We start from the raw sequence: 22,234 nt of genomic DNA on the forward strand, positions 1-22,234 counted from the left end.
GCCATCAATCCGGTCGCTTCCGGGTTCCTATTGTTTGCGGCCTGAAACAGCCCTGATCTCCACGATCAACCCATTGCTGATCACACAGGAATGGCGCGATGTTGGCTTCGATCTGGCTGCGCGCCGCGCATCGCGGCGTGCCCACTTTTCTCGTGACGGCCCTCGTGCTGGGCCGGTCCCCGATGGCCTTGGCCGAGTCCCCGGCGCAGCGCCAGGAGTTGGTCGCCGCGCTGCGCCAGCTCGACGCGCTGGAACGCACCGTCGCGGACAGCGCCGCGCATACCCCCATCACGCCGGGCGAGCGCTACCACTTCGACTACCCGCGGCTGCTGGCTGACTTGGCGCGCGTGCGCGCCGGCATCCAGTTCCACCTGACGCCATCACGCGCTCAGCCGCGCGACCCCTCCGAACTGGCCGGCGACTACCGCACCGAGCGGGCCGCTTCGCCATCGCCGAAGACGACTGCGGAGGGCGAGCAATGAACGGCGCCCAGGTCTCGGCATTTCAAGCCAACAGCGGCATCGCGCCTTCGGCGATGGCGACCGTCCTGGTCGGCGCCGTGTTCGCGGTCCTGCTCGTGTGGGGCGTCTGGGCCATCCGAACGGCCTACGTGGGGTGGTCCGAGAGCCGCCTCAACCAGCGCCAGTTCCTCGGCGTCTGCATCCGCTTCGTCGCGATGTACCTCGTCCTGAGTTTCTTCCTCCTGTCCTGACCTGAAAGGCCCGACCATGCACAACCGCATCCTCACCTCCCGCTTTGCTCAGCGCGCCGCCGTGGCCCTGGGCGCCGCCGCTCTGCCGGCGCTGTCGTTCGCACAAGGTCTGCCGCAGTTGGAGAACCCGACGCGCGGCACCGGCAACGGCATCATGGAGACCATCCGCAACTACGGCTACGACATCATCATGCTCGTGGCCCTGCTGGTGGTGGCATCGATGTTCATCGGCGTCTGCTACCACGCCTACGGCACTTACGCGGAAATCCACACTGGCCGCAAGACGTGGGGCCAGTTCGGCCTCACGGTCGCCATCGGCGCCGTCCTGCTCGTGATCGGCATCTGGCTGCTCACCGAAGCCACCGGCATCCTGTAAGCGAGGCCGCTATGTCCGAGCAGCAGCACGTCCGCGCGGACGGGACGGTCACGTTCCTTCCGAACCGGCTCAATCGCCATCCCGTGGTTGTGCGGGGCCTCACCGCCGACGAACTGTGGATCTGCTGCGGCCTGTCCGGTGCCGCCGGCCTGCTGGTCGGCACGCCGCTGTCCTGGGTGTTCCGCACGATCGCGCTGGCACCGACGTTCGTCGTCCTGGGCGTGGCGCTGGGCGTGTTCATCGGCGGCGGCATCCTGCGCCGCCTCAAGCGCGGGCGCCCCGACACCTGGCTGTATCGGCAATTGCAATGGCGCATCGCCACGCGCCATCCGCTGATGGCGGGCTGGGTCGGTGGCCATGTGCTGATCTCGCGCTCCGGCTTCTGGACCACCCGGCGGTCTGCTTCAAGGAGCGCACGATGAGCCGCTTCAAGAACGAGATCACCCACCTGCAGGCGCACATCAGGACGCTTCGCCTGGGTGCCGGTGCCCTGGTCATCGTCGCCCTGGTCATGGGTGGCGGCTGGTGGAGCGCGCCGCGCGACCTGACCATCCACGTCCCGCCTGACCTGCGCTCGGGCAGCACCCGCAAGTGGTGGGAGGTGCCGCCCGAATCGGTCTATGCGTTCACGTTCTACGTGTTCCAGACCCTCAACCGATGGCCGACCAATGGCGAAGAGGACTACCCGCGCAACCTTCACACGCTCTCGCCGTACCTCACCCCGTCCTGCCAGGCCTTCCTGCGCGCGGACTACGACTACCGCCGCAGCACGGGCGAGCTGCGCCAGCGCGTGCGCGGCATCTACGAAATCCCTGGCCGCGGCTACGGCGACGACCCTACGGCGCGCGTGCGCACGATCTCCGATCGCGACTGGGTGGTGACGCTGGACATCACCGCGGACGAGTACTACGGCGCGGAACAAGTCAAGCGCGCCCTGGTGCGCTACCCCGTGAAAGTCACCAAGGTGGACATCGACCCCGCGCGCAACCCCTTCGGCCTGGCACTCGACTGCTACGACGGCACGCCCCAGCGCATCAACGCCCCGGAACCGACGCGCTCGGCGCCAAGTGGCCTGTCTCCGCAAGCTCCTCAAGGAGGAACCACCCCATGAAGCACCCTGTACTCGCGCTGCTGGGGCTGCTGGCCGTGGCCGCGGCACCCGTTGCCCAGGCGGTGGAAATCCTGCGCTGGGAACGCATGCCGCTGGCGGTGCCGCTGAAGGTCGGCCAGGAGCGCATCGTGTTCATCGACCGGAACGTGCGTGTGGGCGTGCCCGCGGGCCTCGGCGAACGCCTGCGCGTACAGAGTGCGGGCGGCGCGGTGTACCTGCGCGCCAACGAGCCGATTGAGCCCACGCGGCTGCAATTGCAGGACGCCGACACCGGCGCGCTGATTTTGCTGGACATCGCGGCCGAGTCGCCCAAGGACGGGGAAGCCGAACTGGAGCCAGTGCGCATCGTCGAGGGCAACAGTACCCCCCCGCGCTATGGCGAGCAGCTTGACGGTGCGGAGCCTCCCGCGCGTGGCCAAGACCAGCCGGGTGTGCGGCCGGTGCGGCGCGAAACCCCGGTTCCGGTTGTCCTGACACGCTTCGCCGCGCAGAACCTTTACGCGCCGCTGCGCACCGTGGAGCCACTGCCGGGCGTCATGCGCGTCAATCTGCGGCGCGACATGGACCTCGGCACGTTGATGCCGACATTGCCCGCTCGCGCGGTGGCGCTCGCGTCGTGGCGTCTGGAAGACCAATGGGTGACGGCCGTGCGCCTCACCAACACCAGCTCCGGCTGGGTCAACCTTGATCCGCGTGTGCTGCAAGGCGACTTCCTCACCGCGACCTTCCAGCACGAGGCGCTGGGTCCGCGCGGAACGCCCGAGGACACGACCGTCCTGTACCTGGTGACGCGCGGGCGCGGCCTGGCGCAGTCGCTGCTGCCGGCCATTCATCGTTTCGATCCAGCCGTGCATCTGCCGCAACCAGAAGCCGAAGCCACCGAAAGCAAGGAGGCCGACCATGCGCAGTAACGGCCTGCTCAAGTGGCTGATGATCCCGGTCGCGCTGCTGGTGCTGTTCGTCGGCATCCGGCTGTTCTCGGGCGGCAGCACGTCGGCGCCACCCGCTGGCGATGCCAGCGCCCGGCTCACGCCCGAAGAAATGAAAGCACTGGGCATCGAGGGCGATACCCCGCGCGACACCGTGGCGACCCTGGTGGCGCAGGTGAAGCAGTTGCGCACCGAGCTTCAGACGGCGCTCTCGGACAACAAGTCCCAGCGTGAGGAGAACCAGCGGCTGCGTCAGCGCGAGAACTCGATCGACCAGCGCATCAACTCTGCGCTGGAGTCCGAACGCTCCAACCTGCGGCGCGACCAGCAGCAGGCGGCCAGCGAGCGCCAGCAGACCGAGGGGCTGCTCGCCGATCTGCAGCGGCGCCTGGACAGCATTGGCGGGCGTGGCGGCAGCCATGCCGATCTGCCCGTGGGCCTGGGGCTGCAGGGGGGGGACGAGGTCGGGATGGAAGGCGGCATGCGCTGGGTTGAACCGGATGACGCGAAGCCTGCCGAGGGACGCAACGGGGGCCGCGGCACGGCTGGCGGCATGAGCTTCCCGACGAGCTTCGGCCCCGCGCAACGCACGCTGGAAACCACGGCTGAGATCGTGGCGAACGCGGACGCGCGCGCCGCCGGGGTCAAAGCCGCGAAGCCCGTCTATACCGTCCCCACGAACTCCACGCTCATGGGCTCGGTCGCGATGACCGCGCTGATCGGGCGTGTGCCGATCGACGGCACGGTCAACGATCCGTATCCGTTCAAAGTGCTGGTCGGGCCGGACAACCTGACCGCCAATGGCATCGAGGTTCCCGACGTGGCCGGCGCCGTGTTCAGCGGCACCGCATCGGGCGACTGGACGCTTTCGTGCGTGCGCGGCCAGGTGCGCAGCATCACGTTCGTCTTCAACGACGGCACGATCCGCACGATTCCCGAAGACCGCGAAGGAAACCAGCAGAACAACCAGCAGCGCGATGGCTTGGGCTGGATCAGCGATCCCTACGGCATTCCCTGCGTCAGCGGCGAGCGGCGCAGCAACGCCCAGCAATACCTCGGCTCGCAAGCCCTGATCACCGCGGCCGGTGCCGGCGTGGCCTCGCTCATCGAGAGCGACAGCGGGCGCATGTCCTATGTCGGCTCGGACGGCTCCATCGGCACCGTGGGTATCAGCGGCCAGGAAGCGGTCGGCCAAATTCTCGCGGGCGGCGTGCGGGACATGTCGGCTTGGGTCAACAAGCTCTACGGCCAAGCGTTCGCCGCCGTCTATGTCCAGCCCGGCGCGAAGGTCGCCGTTCACCTCGAAAAGCCGCTCGCCATCGACTTCGATCCCGAAGGCCGCAAGGTCGATCACCGCGCAGGAGAAAGCCATGCACTCGAACTTGAATAGCTTGGCCCGTGGCCTGGCGCTGGTCCTCGCCGTCGCGGCGCTCGGCGGCTGCGCCACCAGCAAGGAAAAGCTGCTGACCCACGGTGACCGCACGATGATGGACATCTGGCAGCAGGAGGCCGGCGACGGCGGTGGCGCAGCCGGACGGAATGCCGGCCGCCAACTGCTCGATGCGCGCCAGAGCCTGCGTCGGCCGCTGACCGACGCCGACATGCAGGCCGCGCCTGCCGAGCAGATGCGCTATACGCGCACCGCGCGCAACGAGGTCCATCACCAGTTCCAGCGCCTGCCCAATCCCGATCTCGTCATGTACGTGTATCCGCACCTGGCGGGCACGGACCCGGTGCCGGTTCCGGGCTACACCACGGTCTTCCCCCTGTACCAGCGCATCCAGTACGCCATGCCAGGCGAGCGCGTGGAGGCCTACTGATGCGGTGGAAACTTCCCTGGCCGAAGCTGGCGGGCGCCGGCATCAGCGGCCCGGCCGGCGATGAGCAGCCGGACGGCTGGCAGCGCCACGTCGAAGCCTTGCAGCAGGCCGGCATCCCCGAACCCGGCGCCCCGGTGCAGGGCCGCAGGCCGGCGACCGTGGCCGAGGAGCAGGCGCTGTACGGCGTCGCCCCGTCCTTCGTGGAACTGCTGCCCTGGGTGGAATTCTTGCCCGAGTCGAAGGCCATGCTGTTGGAGGACGGTCAATCCGTAGCCGCCTTCTTCGAGCTGGTGCCGCTGGGCACCGAGGGCCGGGAGCCTGGCTGGCTCGCGCATGCCCGCGACGCCCTGGAAAACGCGCTCCAGGACAGCTTCGATGAACTGGACGAGAACCCCTGGGTGCTCCAGCTATACGCACAGGACGAACCGAGCTTTGACCAATACATGCAGACCCTGTGCGACTACGTGCAGCCACGCGCCCGCGGCACGGCATTCACCGAGTTCTACCTGCGCTTCTTCCGTCACCACCTGCGCGCGGTAGCCAAGCCGGGCGGCCTGTTCGAGGACACGGTGGTTACCCGTCTGCGCTGGCGCGGGCAGACGCGGCGCGTGCGCATGGTGGTCTATCGCCGTGCCACCGGGCAGGCAAGCCGCCGCGGCCAGACGCCCGAACAGATGCTGAACATCGTCTGCGACCGCCTGTGCGGCGGGCTGGCGAACGCCGGCATCCAGGCACGGCGCATGGTCGCGGCGGACGTTCACGACTGGCTGCTGCGGTGGTTCAATCCGCGCCCCGCGATGCTCGGGCCCAGTACAGAGGACCGGGAGCGCTTCTACGCACTGGCGCGCTACCCCGACGAGACCGAGGCCGGCGAGATCGAGTTGGCGAGTGGGCAGGATTTCAGCCAGCGGCTGTTCTTCGGCCAGCCACGCTCTGACGTGGAGCACGGCACCTGGTACTTCGACGGCATGCCGCACCGTGTGCTGATCACCGACCGGCTGCGCATGCCGCCCGGCACGGGACACCTGACCGGCGAGACCCGCAAGGGCGATGCGATCAACACGCTGTTCGACCAGATGCCGGAAGACACCTTGCTTTGTCTCACGATGGTCGCCACGCCCCAGGACGTCCTTGAATCGGATCTGAACCACCTGGCGAAGAAGGCCGTGGGCGAGACGCTGGCGTCGGAGCAGACGCTCAAGGACGTGAACGAGGCCCGCTCCCTGATCGGCAGCGCGCACAAGCTCTACCGGGGCACGCTGGCGTTCTACCTGCGCGGGCGCGACGAGGCGGAACTGGACCGGCGCGGCCTGGACCTCACGAACGTGATGCTCAACGCCGGCTTGCAACCAGTGCGAGAGGACGACGAGGTGGCGCCGCTCAACAGCTACCTGCGCTGGCTGCCGTGCTGCTACAACCCCGGCAAGGATCGGCGCCGGTGGTACACGCAACTGATGTTCGCCCAGCACGCGGCGAACCTGTCGCCGGTATGGGGCCGTGCCCAGGGTACGGGGCATCCCGGCATCACGATGTTCAACCGTGGCGGCGGACCGATCACCTTCGATCCGCTCAACAGGTTGGACAGGCAGATGAATGCCCACCTGTTCCTGTTCGGCCCGACGGGCTCGGGCAAGAGCGCCACGCTCAACAACCTGCTGAACCAGGTCACGGCCATTTATCGGCCGCGCCTCTTTATCGTGGAAGCCGGCAACAGCTTCGGCTTGTTCAGCGACTTCGCCAGGCGCCTGGGCCTGACCGTGAACCGGGTCAAGCTGGCCCCGGGCTCGGGCGTGACCCTGGCGCCATTCGCTGACGCACGCCGGCTGATCGAGACGCCCAGCGACGTGCAGACACTCGATGCCGACGCGCTGGACGAAGACTTGCCACCGGATGCCTCGGCCATGGAGGCGGACGAGCAGCGCGACGTCTTGGGCGAACTGGAGATCACGGCGCGCCTGATGATCACGGGCGGTGAGGACAAGGAAGAAGCGCGGATGACGCGGGCCGATCGCTCGCTGATCCGCCAGTGCATTCTCGACGCCGCCGAGCACTGCCACGGTGGAGGTGGTAGCGAGAAGCGCACCGTGCTCACGCGCGACGTGCGCAACGCGCTACGCACGCGCGGCCAGGCCCCGACGCTGCCCGAGATGCGGCGCGTGCGGCTGCTGGAGATGGCGGACGCGATGGACATGTTCTGCCAAGGCACGGACGGCGAGATGTTCGACCGCGACGGCACGCCGTGGCCCGAGGCCGACATCACCCTGGTGGATCTCGCGACCTATGCGCGCGAAGGCTACAACGCGCAGCTCTCCATCGCCTACATCAGCCTGATCAGCACGGTGAACAACATCGCCGAGCGCGACCAGTACCTGGGCCGTCCGATCATCAACGTGACCGACGAAGGTCACATCATCACCAAGAACCCGCTGCTTGCACCCTACGTAGTAAAAATCACAAAAATGTGGCGCAAGCTAGGGGCCTGGTACTGGTTGGCTACACAAAATATCGACGACCTGCCGCGCGCCGCGGAGCCCATGCTCAACATGATTGAGTGGTGGTTGTGCCTGTCGATGCCGCCGGACGAAGTGGAAAAGATCGCTCGGTTCCGCGAACTCTCGCCCGCGCAGAAGGCATTGATGCTCTCGGCGCGCAAAGAGGCAGGCAAGTTCACCGAGGGTGTCATCCTCTCCAAAAGCATGGAGGTGTTGTTCCGCGCCGTGCCGCCGAGCCTTTACCTCGCGCTCGCGCAGACCGAGCCCGAGGAGAAGGCCGAGCGCTACCAGCTCATGCAGCAATACGGTTGCACCGAGCTGGAAGCCGCCTTCAAGGTGGCCGAGAAGATCGACCAGGCACGCGGCATCGAGTCGCCCGCCTTGGAACTTTCGTAAGCCGGAGAACGCCATGGAACAGAAACGTCCTTCCATTCCGATGCAGGTCCAGGCGTTCCGCCGTCGGCGCTGGCGGCCCCGCTGGCCCTGGGCGTTGGCCGCCGCGCTGCTTTCGCTGATGCTGATCTGGATCGTGTCCCGCTTGCCTGGCGAGTCCACGCCTCAGACTTCAGCGCCGGCCAGCGAGACGCAGGTGGCTGGGCCTCCGTGGCAGATGGGCAACCCGGCAGGCCGTTTCACGCTGACGCTCTACGCGGACCTCGAATGCCCGTTCTGCCGGTCCTATCTCCCAGTAATCAAGCGTTGGGTGGCCGGCAATGCGGACGTGGCCTTGCAATGGCATCACCTGCCGTTGGCCGCGCATGAGCCGGCCGCGTCCGCGGAAGCGCGCCTGGCGGAATGCGCGGGCGAAGCCAACGGCCATGCCGCCTTCTGGCAGGTCGTCGAGTGGGTCTATGCCCATACACGCAGCGACGGCCAGGGCGTGCCCGAGGACCTGCGCTACCCCGACCTTACGCCAGCCATCGAGCAGTGCATCGCGAGCGAGCGGCCCGACGCGGCGATTCGCACCCAAACTGCGGAAGCCACGAACAGCGGCGTGACCGCCACGCCGTCGCTGCGGCTGCACGATCGCGAAACCGGCAAGGCGATTCTGCTGCAGGGTCCGATCGAGGGCGATGCCTTGCTGTCGGCCATGGACATGCTCGCGGCCGGCGATCCCGCCGCCACACCCACATCGGAAATGCCTGCCGACGTCGTCGGCGACATGCCCAGGTAGCCCCGGTCTTCAAGGCTACGGCGCAGTCCGCTGCGCTGACCGCACCCCGTTCGCCTCGCATCCTGGTCGCGAACGATCACCGCTGCCGCGGTGATGGATGCAGTTTTTTCGTTCCCCAGGAGGGCTTGCCCTCCCAGGGCGCGCGCCCTCCGATCTCACCGTCTGGAGGTTCGCCATGTCTTTCGTCGTCAATGACTCCTGCCTGGATTCGCTTTCCGCCATCGCTGCCCAACACGAGGACTGGATCATCCAGCACGCCATCGTGCTGCTGGAGAGACGGATCTTCAAAGCTGGACCGTGCCTCAGCCGACCGGCCGCCGTGCGGGAGTACCTGCGCCTGAAACTGGTCGCTGAGCCCAATGAGATATTCGCCGCTGTGTTCCTGGACAGCATGCACCAGGTGCTGGCCTACGAGCCGTTGTTCAGGGGCACGATCAACTCGACTTCGGTCTATCCGCGTGTCGTCGTGCAGCGTGTGCTGGAGTTGAATGCCGCCGCGGTGGTCTTCGCCCACCAGCATCCCTCGGGTGTCTCCGAGCCGTCCAGCGCGGATCGCATGCTGACCCAGCAACTGCAAGCTGCGCTGGCACTCATCGATGTGCGGGTACTGGACCACATCATCGTCGGCCAGGGCGCCCCGTTCTCCTTTGCGGAGTCCGGCCTGCTGTAAGGGTTGCACTGCTTCGTTGATCAGCGCGGAGGCTTCGGCCTCCGATTTTTCTTCGCGGCGACACAAGCAGGTATGCGGGGAGGCCGCAATGCGCATTGTTTGTTGGGGCCGCATGGGGTTCGGCGTTTGACTATGGCCCTGATCAACTTCCGGGGTGCAAGACATGCCAGGAGCTTTTACCCGGTTCGCACCAGGCTGGCGAACCCTTGGCCTGGCCGTGGCGCTGCCGGCATCTCTGGCCGTGTTCAGCCCGGCCACCTTCGCCGCCGACGTGGTGGTCGTCACCGACAGCCGCCACCCGGTCAAGACCGCCGGCGGCGAGCGGCTGATCGAGTTGGACGAAGCGCCCCGGATCGAGGCCGAGCTTTCCGCGGATCTGCCGGCCGACCCCGAGCGGGCAGCAGCCATCGTCCGGCAACGACTGAACCAAGGCGGCACCGATCTTCAGCGCCGCATCGGCACCGCCTACCAGGGCGTCGCCGATGCATGGAGCCTGGGCGTCGCCGCCATCCCGGCCGTCGTGGTAGATCAACGCTATGTGGTCTATGGCGAGCCGGACGTGGCCCGGGCGGTGTCCCGCATCGAGCAGTACCGGAGGACGCAGCCGTGACCCATCGCCCATTCGACTTGCTGCGCCGCCTGCGCGTCGCCGTGGCCTCGCTGCTGTTGGTCAGCGCCACCGGCAGCTACGCCCTGAACACCGCCACCATCGTGTCCTCCGTCATGTCGCCGGACTGCCTGGAATACCGGGTGGTGGGCATCTGCTACTGGCTCTACTGCACCTGGACGGGCTGCACGGTGCGCACGTCCACCAAGGTCCGGCACTACGTGCCCGATGCGGTCGTCTCCAGCTACAGCAACACCGGGGAGAACCCCTGGGTCGAAGTGCAGGCGATGAGCACGCCCAACCCATCCGCACAGGCAGGTGGGGATGGGACCACGAACGAAGACCACGAAAACAACCTCGCCAAATTCAAGAACAGCGATGTCATCGGCCATCCTGGCGGCGAGGTATTCAACCAGTTCGCATCGTCGTCGGGCTATTTCTGCCAAGGCGCGGGCACGGCCTTCATGCCGTATCTACTCAGCACGCTGGACACGCTGGCTTGGCGCTACAACGTGCCTGAAATGGCCTACCCGGAGGCGTTGATTCCGGGCATGCGCGAGGTCGGTGCGCGCACCACGATGAATCTCTGGGGCAACGTCTATCCGCGCGGCGGCTTCCTGCACCAGACCGACGACCAAAAATCCGGGGCTGTGGTGGCCCAGCGCGCGGGCGATGTCGTCACGCGCCGCGGGCAGATCCACGTGTACCAGCCGCTGCTTGCCAACGCCCGCGACGGCTACTGGCCGGCCGGCGAGCTGATGGAGGGTGATGCCTCTACGGGCAAGTGGCAGGAGCTGACGCCGCGCCTGTCCAACACCTGCGTGGTGTTCCCGCACAGCGGCACGCTGACCCAGGCCCAGCAAGGCGACTACGCCTGGGCGCTGTGGCGTCCCTATGCGTGCTGCGAACGCCGCGGTCAGGTGTTCCTGGGCAGCGTCGATTTCCTCTGAGGTGCCACGATGAAGCGTCCTGAACCGATGAACCTTTCCGCCAAGGCGTGCCGCCTGCTGCGCCCGACGGCGCTGGCCGGCACGCTCGCTCTGGTCTGCGGCATGGCGTGGGCGCAGGTCGGATACCAGAACAGCGGCCCCGTCCTCGGCGATGACGTCATGTACTCGATCGGCGGTGGCAGTGCGGTGTCCATGGGCCGCGCGGCCGGCATGCGTTCCATCGGGGTCGGCGTGGGGTGGAACAGCAACCTGATCTGCGGCGACATGAGCATCCAGACCACGCTGCGCAATCAGCTCAATGGGATCACGAATGGATTCCAGCAGATCATGAGCAACGTGATCCAGAGCGCGACCAGCGCGGTCGCATCGCTGCCTGCGCTGATCATCCAGCGGGCCGATCCGGGCTTGTATAACCTGTTGACCAACGGCGTGCTGCAGGCAAGGCTGGATTTCGACCGCTCGAAGCTGACGTGTCGCGCCATGGCCGAGAAGATGGCTGAGACGGCGGGCGGGCAGCTTGGCTGGAGTCAGATGGCCGAAGGCATGGCACTGCGCGATGCCGTGAGCAGCAACGATGCCGTGTCGGCCGTCGAGCAGGCCGAGACGCGCCGCGGCAACGACGGCGTGCCATGGGTGGGTGGCAGCAATGCCGGTGGCGCAGGCCAGTCCGCCATCCGGGTGGTCGGCGACGTCACCCGCGCGGGCTACAACCTGGTCAACGGTCGTGGCGTGACGGACACGTCCTCCATCGCGTCCGCCAGTTGTGCGAGCCTGTCCTGCCAGACCTGGACGTCGCCGCAGCAGGCGACCGAATGGGCCACGCGGGTCCTCGGAGAGCAGGTGCAGCGCACCTGCGACTCCTGCACCAAGACCGAGACGGTGCCCGGCGTCGGGCTGACGCCGCTGATCCAGGAAGAGTACGAGGCGAAGCTGGAGGTCCTTCAGGAGCTGGTTTCCGGCACGCGCAATACCACCTTTGAGAACCTGCGCGAGGCCGGCAGTACGTCGCTGCCAATCACGCGCGGCGTGATCGAGGCGCTGCGCGACGAGCCGGACCAGGACCTTCTGGCGCGGCGCCTCGCGTCGGAGGTGGCGCTGTCGTCGGTGCTGGAAAAAGCGCTGCTGCTCCAGCGCACGCTGCTCACGGGCAAGAAGGAGCCCAACGTCGCAGCCAACGAACTCGCGGTCGAAGCCGTGAACCACGAGAGCGACACGCTCGACCAGGAGATCCGCAACCTGAAGACGGAGCTGGAGCTGCGCCGCGAGCTGGCAAACAACTCACCGATGGCCATCATCCAGCGGCACGGCACGCGCGCGGCAGGCTCGCGCGGCATCTACGAGGGTGATCCGGTACCCGACCGCCTCGACCAGTTGCAGAAGGGCAATCCAGGAGCCAGGCCATGAGCGCGGCGCGCATGACTTGGCCCCCCTTGCGCTGGCTGTTCAGCCGGCGCGCGGCGAAGGCGCTGCTGTGGACGGTGCTGATCGTTGCCGCCGCGGTCGCGGCCAACATCGCCGGCATCTACCTGGTCGGCAGCGTTGCCGGATGGGAGCGGTGGCTCGCCGCCGCTGCGGGTTACTTCTTCGTGTGGCGGCTGTGTCTGTACGGGGCGACGGTGTACGGGTGGATCTGGATGCGCCGCCGGCTGCTGGAACGTGAGGACGACGCCCAGGCGCGGCGCCGCCTGGTGCGCACCGAGATCGCGGGCGTCATCGCCATCGTGGCGCTGGAAGCCAGCCTGCTGATGCAGGCGGGTTGAGGGGAGATGGCGCCATGACCCTGTTCACGACCGACTACCTAGAGTACTACCTGACGCTGGTGTCCTGGATCGTCAACAACGGCATCTGGGCCGTGCTGGTATCCAGCGGCGTCTTCGCGCTGCCTTTCGTGGCGATCATCGTGCAGGAGTGGTTGAAGGCCCGTGCAGAAGGCGCCGACGAGGGCAATAAAGGCGTGCTGAGCGCCGCCCGCATCGAGAACCGGGTCTTCGTCGCCATCGTGGTGGTGATGTTCGCGGGCATCCCGTTCATCGACGTGGACCTGAACACCATCCAGTACGACAGCTCGCGCTCGGCGCAATGTCAGGTCAGTGTGCCGCAGCCCTCGAATACCGGCTGGTCGCAATCTTTCAGCACGCTCAACAACCAGTCGGCGAAGGTGCCGGTGTGGTGGGCGTTCATCCACGCGCTCTCGCGCGCCGTCACCGGCGCTTCGGTGGCGGCAATCCCGTGCGGCACGGACCTGCGGCAGATGCGCATGGAGATCGACGCCACGCGCATCGATGATCCGGTGCTGGCTCAGGAAGTAGCGGATTTCTCTCGGGATTGCTATGGGCCTGCACGGGCCAAATTGTTCATGCAGCGCCCTCAACTTGATGAGCAGCAGATGCACGACGTGACCTGGATCGGATCGCGGTTCTTCACCGACACGAACGGGTACTACGACACGTATCGCTCCAGCACGCCGCGCGATGACTGGCCCTATGACAGCAACCGCGACGCTGGGCTGGCCCAGGTATCCAGTGGCGGTGGCTACCCGACCTGCAGGCAATGGTGGGCTGATGGCAGCAATGGCCTGCGGGCACGGCTGCTGGGACAGGTGGACCCGAGCCTGCTCAATCGCCTGGCGGGCTGGGCTGGCTTCCTGAGCCGGGCCGAGGTGGACAATTCGGTGATCCGCGCGATCGCGTCACCGCGGCAGCAGAAGCTGAACCAAGGCAGCGTCTATACCGACTACGGCGGCCAGATCGACAAGACCTTGCCAAACATCGTGACGCGGGCTACGGGAGACGTTGGAATGGCAGTTGGCGCGATTGCCTCGTTTCCCGCGATGGACGTCGTGCGGCAGGCGCTGCCGATGGTGCTCGCCTTGCTCAAGATGGCATTGGTAATCTGCATCCCGCTCGTGCTGGTCGTGGGCACCTATGACTTGAAGACGGTCGTCACGGTCAGCGTCGTGCAGTTCGCGCTGTTCTTCACGGATTTCTGGTTTCAGCTTGCGCGCTGGATCGATTCGACGATCCTGGACGCACTTTATGGCTGGGGGTTCGGCTGGAACCGGCCGCACACCAACTTCGACCCGCTGGTGGGGCTGAACAACGCCTTCGGCGACATGCTCCTGATGTTCGTCACAGGCACGATGTTTCTGGTCCTGCCGACGTTTTGGGTCGCTGCTTTGGGGTGGGTCGGAGTTAAGGCTGGGGTGATTGCTCAGAACCTTGCTGTCGGCTCCAAGGAAGCGCGTGATAGCGCCGGGTCAGGTGTAAACAAGGTAGCCGGCAAGGTTCTGTGACAAACAGGCCAAACCTCAGTCATCGAACGGATCGTTCGGGTCGTGAGGGTCGAGCCGCTGGCCATTGGAAGAATACAGGCCAAAGCCCGCCTCGCCATTGCGCAATTCATCCTGTTGCGTCCAGCGGTCTTCATCTCTAGCCGAATTGCCAGCCATCCATACCGCCGCAACGCCCAGCAGTAGCAACACCGCCAGCCAGAAGGTGGTGTACAGCAGCACCCCGAGCGCAACCAGCTTGACCACCCACACGAGCGCGGTGGCACCGGCCGCCGCCCCCCCCTTTGACACCAACCAGCTCGATGCCCGGCGTTCGCCGCGCACGTAGGCACGCCATCCGCGACCCAAGGTGCGGCCGAGTCGTTCTGCGGTACGGATGCGTGTCGTGGTGTTCATGGTCGTCTCCTGCTATTGAGCGATGCCTATTCCAGTTTGCTCCAATCCTGCTTGCTTGCCTGTATCAGCGCATGCCAGTCGTCTGGTGGGTTCCCGCGCCCGAGCATCTTCTCGAACACGACATACGGGTCCGATTTGCTACCCGAAGACCGCAGGGTCTGTTCATCGTTGACCCAGGCGTACACGATGACCTTCGCCTTCGAGTCATACCGGAAGAACAGCCGGAACCGCCGTCCGATCTTGGCCCTTCGCCAGTGGCGGTGGGCAGGTCCCAAGGTGTTGCCCTGGCGGTACTCGTCGCGTGCCGGATCGCCTGGCACCACATCCAAGATCAACTGGCTCAAGGCCCGGAAGAGCTTGACGTTGGCATTGGACTCGAAGCCCGTCGGGTCGTTCTCCTGCGCGCGCCTCGCGGTCGCATGCAGTTTCTGCAACTGCTCGATCACGCAGTCGTGGAAGAGCAGCGTCCAGCCATGCCGTTGCATCAGAGTTCCACTTTCCCGTCGATCTCCTCGTCCAGGTCCAGACCGTGGCCAGCATGCTCCAGCATGGCGCGGGCCAGATCCTCGGGCAGGCCCTGGACGTTCCGGCCAGCTTCGATGTCGCGGGCCAGCAGGCTCAGGAATGCGCCGATGGCGGGGTCCTCATGCTCGGCATCGACGCGGGTGACGACGACTTCGCTGCCCCGCAGATCGAACGCGAGCTTGCCACCGGCATCGACGCCGAGCGCCTGCCGGATGGGCTTGGGCAGCGTGATCTGGCCTTTGGAGGTCAGCGTGGCAACTTCGTGGATGGCAGGCATGGCGGCTCTCCTGATTGCGATACCCGCATGGTAAGGAAATTTCCTTACTTTGTCAACGTGAAGCCTCACGGCGTTCTCCGAGTCCAAGAATCGGCCCATCGTAGGGCGTGAACAGCCAGCCTTCCTGCATCAATCCGGCCCTGCTGCAACCCGCATTGGCGGTGGACGGTCAGCACCCGTCGCCCTATACCCAAAGGCTGTAAAGGGTCGAAATGGCAAGGGAATGGGGTGCAAGGGGAAAGGCTCTATCCCGAAAAGGCAAAAAGGCCTCCCCGCTCGGCCCGCGACAGGACACCCGCATGCTCTCTCTGTTCCAGCGAAAACGGCCCGCGGTTGCTGCTGCTCCGACGCCACCATCGGTCACCGACCTCCCGAAAGGGTTGATGCGGCCCGAGTCGGCCGCATCGCTGCTGGCCACCCCGCGCCGGCAGAAGCTGCTGGAGCACATCTGGCAGCGCACGTCGCTCTCACGTAAGCAGTTCGCCACCTTGTACCGGGCGCCACTGGAACGCTACGCCGAGCTGGTCCAGGCTTTCCCGGCTTCCGAGGCGCATCATCACGCTTACCCCGGCGGCATGCTGGACCATGGCCTGGAAATCGTCGCCTACAGTCTGAAGCTGCGGCAGTCCCATCTGCTTCCCATCGGCGCAAGCCCCGAGGACCAGGCTGCGCAGGCTGAGGCCTGGACTGCTGCAGTCGCCTATGCCGCGTTGTTGCACGACATCGGCAAGATCGCCGTCGATCTGCACGTCGAACTGGCCGATGGCTCGCTGTGGCACCCGTGGTACGGTCCGCTGCACCAGCCGTACCGCTTCCGCTACCGCGACGATCGCGAATACCACCTGCACAGCGCGGCGACGGGCTTGCTCTACCGCCAACTGTTGGACACCCAACTCCTGGACTGGCTCAGTGGCTATCCCGACCTGTGGGGACCGCTGCTCTACGTCCTGGCCGGCCAGTACGAGCACGCCGGTGTGCTGGGCGAACTGGTCGTGCAGGCCGACCGCGCTTCCGTGGCCCAGGAACTGGGCGGCGATCCGGCGCGCGCCATGGCCGCTCCCAAGCACGCGCTGCAACGCAAGCTGCTCGACGGGCTGCGCTACCTGCTCAAGGAACAGTTGAAGCTGAACCAGCCGGAAGCCTCCGATGGCTGGCTCACCGAGGACGCGCTGTGGCTGGTGAGCAAGACGGTATCGGACAAACTGCGTGCGCACCTGCTGTCCCAAGGCGTTGACGGCATTCCTGCGAACAACACCGCGGTGTTCAACGTCCTCCAGGATCACGGCATGTTGCAGCCGACGCCCGACGGCAAGGCGATCTGGCGCGCGACCGTGACCAGTTCCACCGGCTGGTGTCACTCGTTCACGCTGTTGCGCCTCGGGCCCGCGCTGATCTGGGAGCCAAGCGAGAGGCCGGCGCTGTTCGCCGGCACAGTGGCGATCGACGCGGCGGCCACGGACAAAGGGCCCGATGTGTCAGCCACTACTCCGCCGGCCGGAGCGCAGTCAGCCTCGGAGGGCCAAGAGGTTCCGCCATGGGAGGGAGGTAACCCCTCTCGTCCAGCGAAAGGTGAACCGCTGCCCGACGCCATGGAAGACATGCTTTCGATGGTGGGCATGGTGAATTCACCCGCAACCCGGCAGGACGCTGAAGCACCTTCGGAGCCGGTGTCTGCCGCGCGTACTGAAGCGACGACCTTGACCGCACCTCAGCGTTCGTCCCCAGCGCCCAAGCCCACGACAGCGCCATCCGGAGAGCACTTCATGGCGTGGCTGAAACAAGGCATCGCTTCCCGCCGGCTCATCATCAACGACGCGAAAGCGCTCGTGCATACCGCGAGCGGCACCGCCTACCTGGTCAGCCCCGGCGTATTCCAGCGCTATGCGCAGGAGCATCCGCAAGTCAGCGCGCTGGCCAAGCAGGAGAGCCAGCAAGACTGGCAGTGGATACAAAAGCGCTTCGAGAGGCTGCAGCTGCATCGCAAGCAACCGAACGGCCTGAACATCTGGACCTGTGAAGTAACCGGGCCTAGAAAATCCCGCCGTCTGCATGGATACCTTCTGGAAGATCCGAGCCTGCTTTTCTCGGAAACGCCTCCGAGCAATCCCTATCTATCCCTGTTGGGTGAGACCAGACACTGCGAACAGACTTCAGGAAAGCAAGGGGCGTCAACATGACCTCCTCAATTTCGCCGGGGCAGTCTATTGCCGCCAAAGCGCACCTTTATTCAGACAGAGCCAAAGGCCCGATGAGCGCAGCGATGATGGAACAAGGCAGCGCCTCTCCCGTCTCTGGGCTGCACTACGCCGGCAAGAAGCATAAGGTCATCGCTCCCGACCGGGAGATTGTCTTCGAGTTCTCGCAGGACTGTCTGGACTCGGGCCGATTCGCTCCTTGACACCACAAATACAGCTAACAGGAAAGAGCATTCATGAAGTCGATCAACGTTGAAGTCGGAGGGCTTGTATCGAGCCTGAGCGGTGAGGGAGTGCGCCGCAAGCTGCTGTATCTTCACGGCGTCCATAATGCGGATGCCAACTATGTTGCGGGAAGCGCAACGATTCATCTCGACGAGCGATGCCTCAGGGTCAAGGATCTGCGCCATTGCATCTCCGAATGCGGCTATCCGGCACCGAAGCTCACCCGGACTACTGCCGCAGATGGGGCAGTGCCAAGTCAAATCTTGTGACAAGCTCGCTGGAGGTCACGGCAACAGAACCACCATGCGCCTCCGCAATCGATTTCACGATGGCAAGGCCAAGACCGGCGCCCGCCGTATTTCGTTGCCGTGCCGGATCAACTCGGTAGAATCGATTGAAGAGCTTTGGTAGATCGGGCTCAGGAATTTTCTCACCGGGATTGACCACACTGATCGTTGTCCACTGCTCATCCTGCGAAAGCAAGACCGTGATGCTCTTGCCGCGAGGCGTGTGTCGAATTGCATTCGAGAGAAGATTGTTCAGCGCCCGGGTGAGCATTTCCCGATCCGCCGCTATGCTGCCGATCGCCCCTTTAACACCAAGCGTAATGCCGCTATCTTCTGCCAGCGCCTCGAAATAGTCGAACAGACTCCGCACCAATTCGGACAGATCAATGGTAGACAGACGCAAGTTGCGGGGATCATTTTCCGTTTGGGCAAGAAACAGCATGTCACCAATCATGCGTCCCATCCGATCAAACTCTTCCAAATTTGAATAGAGGATTTCTCTGTATTCCTCGTTGCTGCGCGGCTGGCCAAGCGCCACGTGAGTCTGCGTGACCAGGTTGGTGACGGGCGTGCGCAACTCGTGCGCGATGTCTGCGGAAAAGTGTGATAGCCGGGTGAAGCCTTCCTCGATTCTCGCCAACATATCGTTGAAGGCGAATACCAGTTCCGCCAGTTCGATCGGCACATCCCGAGGATCCAGCCTCACATCCAGCTTTGAAGAGCGAATCGCCCGAATCTCTTCATTGACCTTGCGAATCGGCAGGTGGCCCCACTGCACCGCCAGCCAAGCCACACCGAGCGCCAGACACATGACCAAGCCGGTTGCCCACCAGAGCATGCGCTTGAACTCCGCCAGGAAGTCGAGATGAAAGCCGATGTCCATGGCAGCGACGATGCGGTAGCCGGGCGCCGCTGAATCGTCAGCAGGCAGTTGCAGCACCACACCTCGATATGACCTCTGATCCTCCTGCCACACGATCAGATCGTCAGCGGTGATGCGGTTGACCAACTTTTTGCTACTGGCAAGTTTAGACAGGTCAGGACCGGGCGTGGCATAGATGCTATTGCCAGCCCCATCGTAGACGCCGTACGTCATCCCATGATGTCCTGCGACTGCGTTGGCCAAGTGTTGCTTCAGTTCGTCGCTTGCGATGTCACTTGCAAGCTGGTGCAAGGGCTGAGCCAAAGCGGTTGTCACTGCCTCCAGTTCGTGGGCATCCTGTTGAGCAAAGTGGTGCTCCAACGAGCGGAGAATGACCCAATTGAACACAAGAAACACCAAGGTCGTGGCGATACCAACGAGGGCCGTGACCCTCAATGCAAGCGACGCTGGACGGCTTTGCCGCGGCTTATGGCGCAGGGGCATCATCGGGCGCATCGAGCGTGTATCCCATTCCACGCACGGTGTGGATGAGCTTCGGATTGAACGCATCGTCTATCTTCGCGCGTAGACGGCGGATGGCTACATCGATGACGTTGCTGTCGCTGTCGAAATTCATGTCCCACACCTGCGACGCGATCAGAGAACGTGGAAGGACCTCCCCCTGGCGACGGGCCAGGAGCTCAAGCAACGCGAACTCCTTGCTGGTGAGATTGATGCGTTGGCCAGCGCGCGTTGCGCGCCGGCGCGCCAAGTCCAGCACCAAATCGGCAACCTGGATGCGATCAGGCTGGCTCGGAGCGCTTCCGCGTCGCAGCAGCGTCCGCACCCGCGCCAGCAACTCAGAGAACGCGAATGGCTTGACGAGGTAGTCGTCCGCTCCCAGTTCCAATCCCTTGACACGGTCGTCTACACCGCCACGCGCCGTCAGAAAGAGCACAGGGACCTGTTTACCGGCATCTCGAAGGGCACGCACGATGCGCCAGCCATCGACATCCGGCAGCATGACATCCAAGACCACCAGATCGTATGTCTCGCCCATGGCCAGGTGGTGTCCGTCCAATCCGTTGCGCGCCAGATCCACGACGAATCCCGCCTCCATGAGACCTTGGCGGACGTAATCCGCCGTCTTGTTCTCGTCTTCAACGACCAGCAGTTTCATCGCATGTCCCATGAAATCGCTACGGCGCGGAAAAATAGCCGCTCACGATGTACGCATTCATCCACTTTCAATCAGCAATTTACTGGTTGCCAGCTTCCACGAACATGACACGAACATTACATGAATGTAATTCAGGGGTCATTCGATGGAAAGTGCCCAACCCATAGCATGACCTGCATTGCGTCGAACTGTGCCGCTCAGGATGGGGTGGCGTTTAGAACGACTTCCGAGTCATCTATGGAGGATTTCAGGCCATGCCGCCTCGTTCCCCCTTTTTTATCGTGCCCACACAGGGCCTTTCTCGTCGGCGTTTCGTCCAAGGGTTAGCCGCCGGCGGCGTTCTCGCTGGGCTGTCCACCCCGGCGCTCAGGGCATTTGCCCAACAAGGCTCCGCGACGCGCGGTGCCGCCCCTGTGCTGAAGGGCACCGAGTTCGACTTGGTGATCGCCGAATCGCCCGTGAACTTCACGGGCAAGCCAGGCGTGGCTACGACCATCAACGGCTCGCTGCCGGCACCGACATTGCGTTGGCGTGAGGGTGACACCGTCACAATCCGTGTGACCAACAAGCTGCGTGAAGCCACATCCATCCACTGGCACGGGATCATCCTGCCGTATCAGATGGATGGCGTGCCGGGCATCAGCTTCAATGGCATCGCTCCCGGCGAGACCTTCACGTACCGCTTCAAGGTTCAGCAAAGCGGCTCCTACTGGTACCACTCGCACTCCGGCTTCCAGGAACTCACGGGCATGTACGGGGCGATCATCATCGACCCCGCTGGTGCCGAGACCATCCGCGCCGACCGTGACCACGTGCTGCTGTTCTCGGATTGGACCGACGAAGACCCGATGCGGGTGTTCACCAAGCTCAAGTCCCAAAGCGACTACTACAACTACAACCAACCTACCGTCTTCGACTTCTTCCGGGACGCCTCGCGCGACGGCATGGCCGCTGCGATCGACAAGCGCAAGATGTGGAACGAGATGCGGATGAATCCGACGGATCTCGCCGATCTGTCTGCCGCCACGCTGACCTATCTGGCCAACGGCGTCACCCCCGCCGGCAATTGGACGGCGCTGTTCCGACCGGGTGAGCGCGTGCGGCTGCGCATGGTCAACGGTGCGGGCAACACCTTCTACGACGTACGCATTCCCGGACTGAAACTCACGGTGGTGCACGTCGATGGTGTTGACGTGGAGCCGGTGACGGTCGATGAGTTCCGATTCGGTCCGGGCGAAACCGTCGATGTGATCGTCCAGCCACGGGATGACGCTTACACGATCTTCGCCCAGGCGATGGACCGGACAGGCTACGCGCGGGCCACGCTGGCCGTGCGTGAAGGTCTTCAAGCTCCCGTGCCTGCCCTCGATCCGGTCGAATGGCTGACCATGAACGACATGATGGGCAGCATGATGGGGGGCATGGACCACGGCGGGTCCGGCCAAGCCATGGAGATGACGGGCATGACGGGCATGACGGGCATGACCGGGATGACCGGGATGGGCTCGGGTTCGATGTCCGGGATGGATCATGGGGCGATGGCTGGCATGAATCACGGCGCCATGAACCACGGTGGCATGGCGATGGATCACAGCCAACACGCCGCGGCGGCGGGGGGACTGGCCGTGCCCAGCACTACTGCTCGCCACGCTCGCACCGAGTATGGTGCCAGCACGGACATGCGCGTTGACATGGCGCGCACCAACCTCGATGACCCCGGCATCGGACTGCGCAACAACGGTCGGCGAGTGTTGACCCTCGCGGATCTGCATACCCCGTCGGGGCCGCTGGACAAGAGAGGCCCTGGCCGGGAGGTCGAACTGCACCTCACGGGCAACATGGAACGCTACGCATGGTCCCTGGACGGGCTGGAGTTCGGAAAGTCCACGCCGGTGCACTTCAAACACGGCGAGCGGCTGCGGGTCATTCTGCACAACGACACCATGATGACCCATCCCATGCACCTGCACGGCATGTGGAGCGAGCTGGAAAGCCCCGACGGTCGCTTCCTTGCGCGCCGCCACACCCTGCCGGTGCAGCCGGCACAACGCATCAGCTTCCTGGTGACAGCCGACGCGCTCGGCCGCTGGGCGTGGCACTGCCACCTGATGTTCCACATGGATGCCGGCATGTTCCGCGAAGTCGTGGTGTCTTGAA

Annotated in this window: 25 protein-coding genes; 20 read left to right on the forward strand and 5 right to left on the reverse strand. The window is 64.9% G+C overall.

Going from position 1 to position 22,234, the window contains the following annotated elements:
- The first annotated feature begins 98 nt into the window (after positions 1–98).
- The 16 genes from C404_RS44805 (at position 99) to C404_RS44880 (ending at position 14,133) form a co-directional block, all read left to right on the forward strand.
- Positions 99–482, forward strand: a complete 384-nt coding sequence (locus tag C404_RS44805; protein ID WP_021195310.1) for an integrative conjugative element protein, RAQPRD family — start codon at positions 99–101, stop codon at positions 480–482.
- Positions 479–712 (forward strand): TIGR03758 family integrating conjugative element protein, encoded by a 234-nt coding sequence (locus C404_RS44810; protein WP_003821106.1) that lies wholly within the window; start codon positions 479–481, stop codon positions 710–712. Before C404_RS44805 ends, C404_RS44810 begins: the two co-directional genes overlap by 4 nt.
- 16 nt (positions 713–728) lie before the next feature.
- On the forward strand, positions 729–1,088 hold the full coding sequence (locus tag C404_RS44815) for a TIGR03745 family integrating conjugative element membrane protein (RefSeq protein ID WP_021195311.1): 360 nt from the start codon (positions 729–731) through the stop codon (positions 1,086–1,088).
- 11 nt (positions 1,089–1,099) lie between these two features.
- Positions 1,100–1,510: a TIGR03750 family conjugal transfer protein gene (locus tag C404_RS44820; protein ID WP_021195312.1), complete on the forward strand. Its 411-nt coding sequence runs from the start codon at positions 1,100–1,102 to the stop codon at positions 1,508–1,510.
- Positions 1,507–2,199, forward strand: a complete 693-nt coding sequence (locus C404_RS44825) for a PFL_4703 family integrating conjugative element protein (RefSeq protein WP_020207103.1) — start codon at positions 1,507–1,509, stop codon at positions 2,197–2,199. The genes C404_RS44820 and C404_RS44825 overlap by 4 nt, the downstream gene beginning before the upstream one ends.
- On the forward strand, positions 2,196–3,110 hold the full coding sequence (locus C404_RS44830; protein ID WP_020207102.1) for a TIGR03749 family integrating conjugative element protein: 915 nt from the start codon (positions 2,196–2,198) through the stop codon (positions 3,108–3,110). Before C404_RS44825 ends, C404_RS44830 begins: the two co-directional genes overlap by 4 nt.
- Complete coding sequence (locus C404_RS44835; RefSeq protein ID WP_021195313.1) at positions 3,100–4,518, forward strand: TIGR03752 family integrating conjugative element protein; 1,419 nt, start codon at positions 3,100–3,102, stop codon at positions 4,516–4,518. Before C404_RS44830 ends, C404_RS44835 begins: the two co-directional genes overlap by 11 nt.
- On the forward strand, positions 4,499–4,948 hold the full coding sequence (locus tag C404_RS44840) for a TIGR03751 family conjugal transfer lipoprotein (protein ID WP_031329484.1): 450 nt from the start codon (positions 4,499–4,501) through the stop codon (positions 4,946–4,948). The genes C404_RS44835 and C404_RS44840 overlap by 20 nt, the downstream gene beginning before the upstream one ends.
- Complete coding sequence (locus C404_RS44845) at positions 4,948–7,836, forward strand: conjugative transfer ATPase (RefSeq protein WP_021195315.1); 2,889 nt, start codon at positions 4,948–4,950, stop codon at positions 7,834–7,836. Before C404_RS44840 ends, C404_RS44845 begins: the two co-directional genes overlap by 1 nt.
- A 13-nt stretch (positions 7,837–7,849) precedes the next feature.
- The gene (locus tag C404_RS44850) at positions 7,850–8,614 is read left to right on the forward strand and encodes a DsbA family protein (protein WP_021195316.1); all 765 of its coding nucleotides are present in this window, start codon (positions 7,850–7,852) and stop codon (positions 8,612–8,614) included.
- A 175-nt stretch (positions 8,615–8,789) separates the two neighbouring features.
- A complete protein-coding gene (locus C404_RS44855) occupies positions 8,790–9,284 on the forward strand; it encodes a JAB domain-containing protein (protein ID WP_020204513.1) in 495 nt (164 codons plus the stop codon).
- Positions 9,285–9,447: 163 nt separating this feature from the next.
- Entirely contained in the window at positions 9,448–9,894 is a 447-nt protein-coding gene (locus C404_RS44860) for a TIGR03757 family integrating conjugative element protein (protein WP_031329486.1), read from the forward strand.
- Positions 9,895–9,977: 83 nt separating this feature from the next.
- Positions 9,978–10,841 carry a TIGR03756 family integrating conjugative element protein gene (locus C404_RS44865; RefSeq protein ID WP_425439547.1) on the forward strand — a complete coding sequence of 288 codons (864 nt, stop codon included), beginning with the start codon at positions 9,978–9,980 and terminating at the stop codon, positions 10,839–10,841.
- Between the two features lie 9 nt (positions 10,842–10,850).
- Positions 10,851–12,245: an integrating conjugative element protein gene (locus C404_RS44870; protein WP_031329487.1), complete on the forward strand. Its 1,395-nt coding sequence runs from the start codon at positions 10,851–10,853 to the stop codon at positions 12,243–12,245.
- Positions 12,242–12,601: a hypothetical protein gene (locus C404_RS44875; RefSeq protein WP_020204509.1), complete on the forward strand. Its 360-nt coding sequence runs from the start codon at positions 12,242–12,244 to the stop codon at positions 12,599–12,601. The genes C404_RS44870 and C404_RS44875 overlap by 4 nt, the downstream gene beginning before the upstream one ends.
- A gap of 14 nt (positions 12,602–12,615) precedes the next feature.
- Positions 12,616–14,133, forward strand: a complete 1,518-nt coding sequence (locus C404_RS44880; protein WP_021195318.1) for a conjugal transfer protein TraG N-terminal domain-containing protein — start codon at positions 12,616–12,618, stop codon at positions 14,131–14,133.
- Positions 14,134–14,148: 15 nt separating this feature from the next.
- Here C404_RS44880 and C404_RS44885 read toward each other — a convergent pair whose 3' ends face one another.
- The 3 genes from C404_RS44885 to C404_RS44895 are packed head-to-tail and all read right to left on the reverse strand — an operon-like array spanning position 14,149 to position 15,328.
- A complete protein-coding gene (locus C404_RS44885) occupies positions 14,149–14,526 on the reverse strand; it encodes a DUF3742 family protein (protein WP_013391812.1) in 378 nt (125 codons plus the stop codon).
- A gap of 26 nt (positions 14,527–14,552) precedes the next feature.
- Positions 14,553–15,011 carry a type II toxin-antitoxin system YhaV family toxin gene (locus tag C404_RS44890; RefSeq protein WP_013391813.1) on the reverse strand — a complete coding sequence of 153 codons (459 nt, stop codon included), beginning with the start codon at positions 15,009–15,011 and terminating at the stop codon, positions 14,553–14,555.
- Entirely contained in the window at positions 15,011–15,328 is a 318-nt protein-coding gene (locus C404_RS44895) for a type II toxin-antitoxin system PrlF family antitoxin (protein WP_013391814.1), read from the reverse strand. Before C404_RS44895 ends, C404_RS44890 begins: the two co-directional genes overlap by 1 nt.
- Before the next feature lie 299 nt (positions 15,329–15,627).
- Here C404_RS44895 and mobH point away from each other — a divergent pair, with 299 nt between their 5' ends.
- Genes mobH through C404_RS59380 form a run of 3 tightly spaced genes read left to right on the forward strand, consistent with a single transcriptional unit; the run spans position 15,628 to position 18,017 of the window.
- Positions 15,628–17,505 carry a MobH family relaxase gene (gene mobH, locus C404_RS44900; RefSeq protein WP_016445100.1) on the forward strand — a complete coding sequence of 626 codons (1,878 nt, stop codon included), beginning with the start codon at positions 15,628–15,630 and terminating at the stop codon, positions 17,503–17,505.
- Positions 17,502–17,726 carry a hypothetical protein gene (locus tag C404_RS59375; protein WP_034012201.1) on the forward strand — a complete coding sequence of 75 codons (225 nt, stop codon included), beginning with the start codon at positions 17,502–17,504 and terminating at the stop codon, positions 17,724–17,726. The genes mobH and C404_RS59375 overlap by 4 nt, the downstream gene beginning before the upstream one ends.
- A 33-nt stretch (positions 17,727–17,759) precedes the next feature.
- The gene (locus C404_RS59380) at positions 17,760–18,017 is read left to right on the forward strand and encodes a heavy-metal-associated domain-containing protein (protein ID WP_013391817.1); all 258 of its coding nucleotides are present in this window, start codon (positions 17,760–17,762) and stop codon (positions 18,015–18,017) included.
- Here C404_RS59380 and C404_RS44910 read toward each other — a convergent pair.
- Positions 17,977–19,401, reverse strand: coding sequence for a heavy metal sensor histidine kinase (locus C404_RS44910; protein WP_021195321.1), 1,425 nt, complete (start codon positions 19,399–19,401; stop codon positions 17,977–17,979). The two genes, C404_RS59380 and C404_RS44910, sit on opposite strands and share 41 nt — an antisense overlap.
- Positions 19,385–20,077 (reverse strand): heavy metal response regulator transcription factor, encoded by a 693-nt coding sequence (locus tag C404_RS44915; RefSeq protein WP_003097513.1) that lies wholly within the window; start codon positions 20,075–20,077, stop codon positions 19,385–19,387. Before C404_RS44915 ends, C404_RS44910 begins: the two co-directional genes overlap by 17 nt.
- 254 nt (positions 20,078–20,331) lie before the next feature.
- Between C404_RS44915 and C404_RS44920 the strand changes: the two genes are divergently transcribed.
- A complete protein-coding gene (locus tag C404_RS44920; protein WP_031329489.1) occupies positions 20,332–22,233 on the forward strand; it encodes a copper resistance system multicopper oxidase in 1,902 nt (633 codons plus the stop codon).
- Position 22,234: the final 1 nt, after the last annotated feature.

It is taken from the genome of Ralstonia sp. AU12-08 (assembly GCF_000442475.1).
In the GTDB taxonomy this organism is placed as follows: Bacteria; Pseudomonadota; Gammaproteobacteria; order Burkholderiales; family Burkholderiaceae; genus Ralstonia; species Ralstonia insidiosa.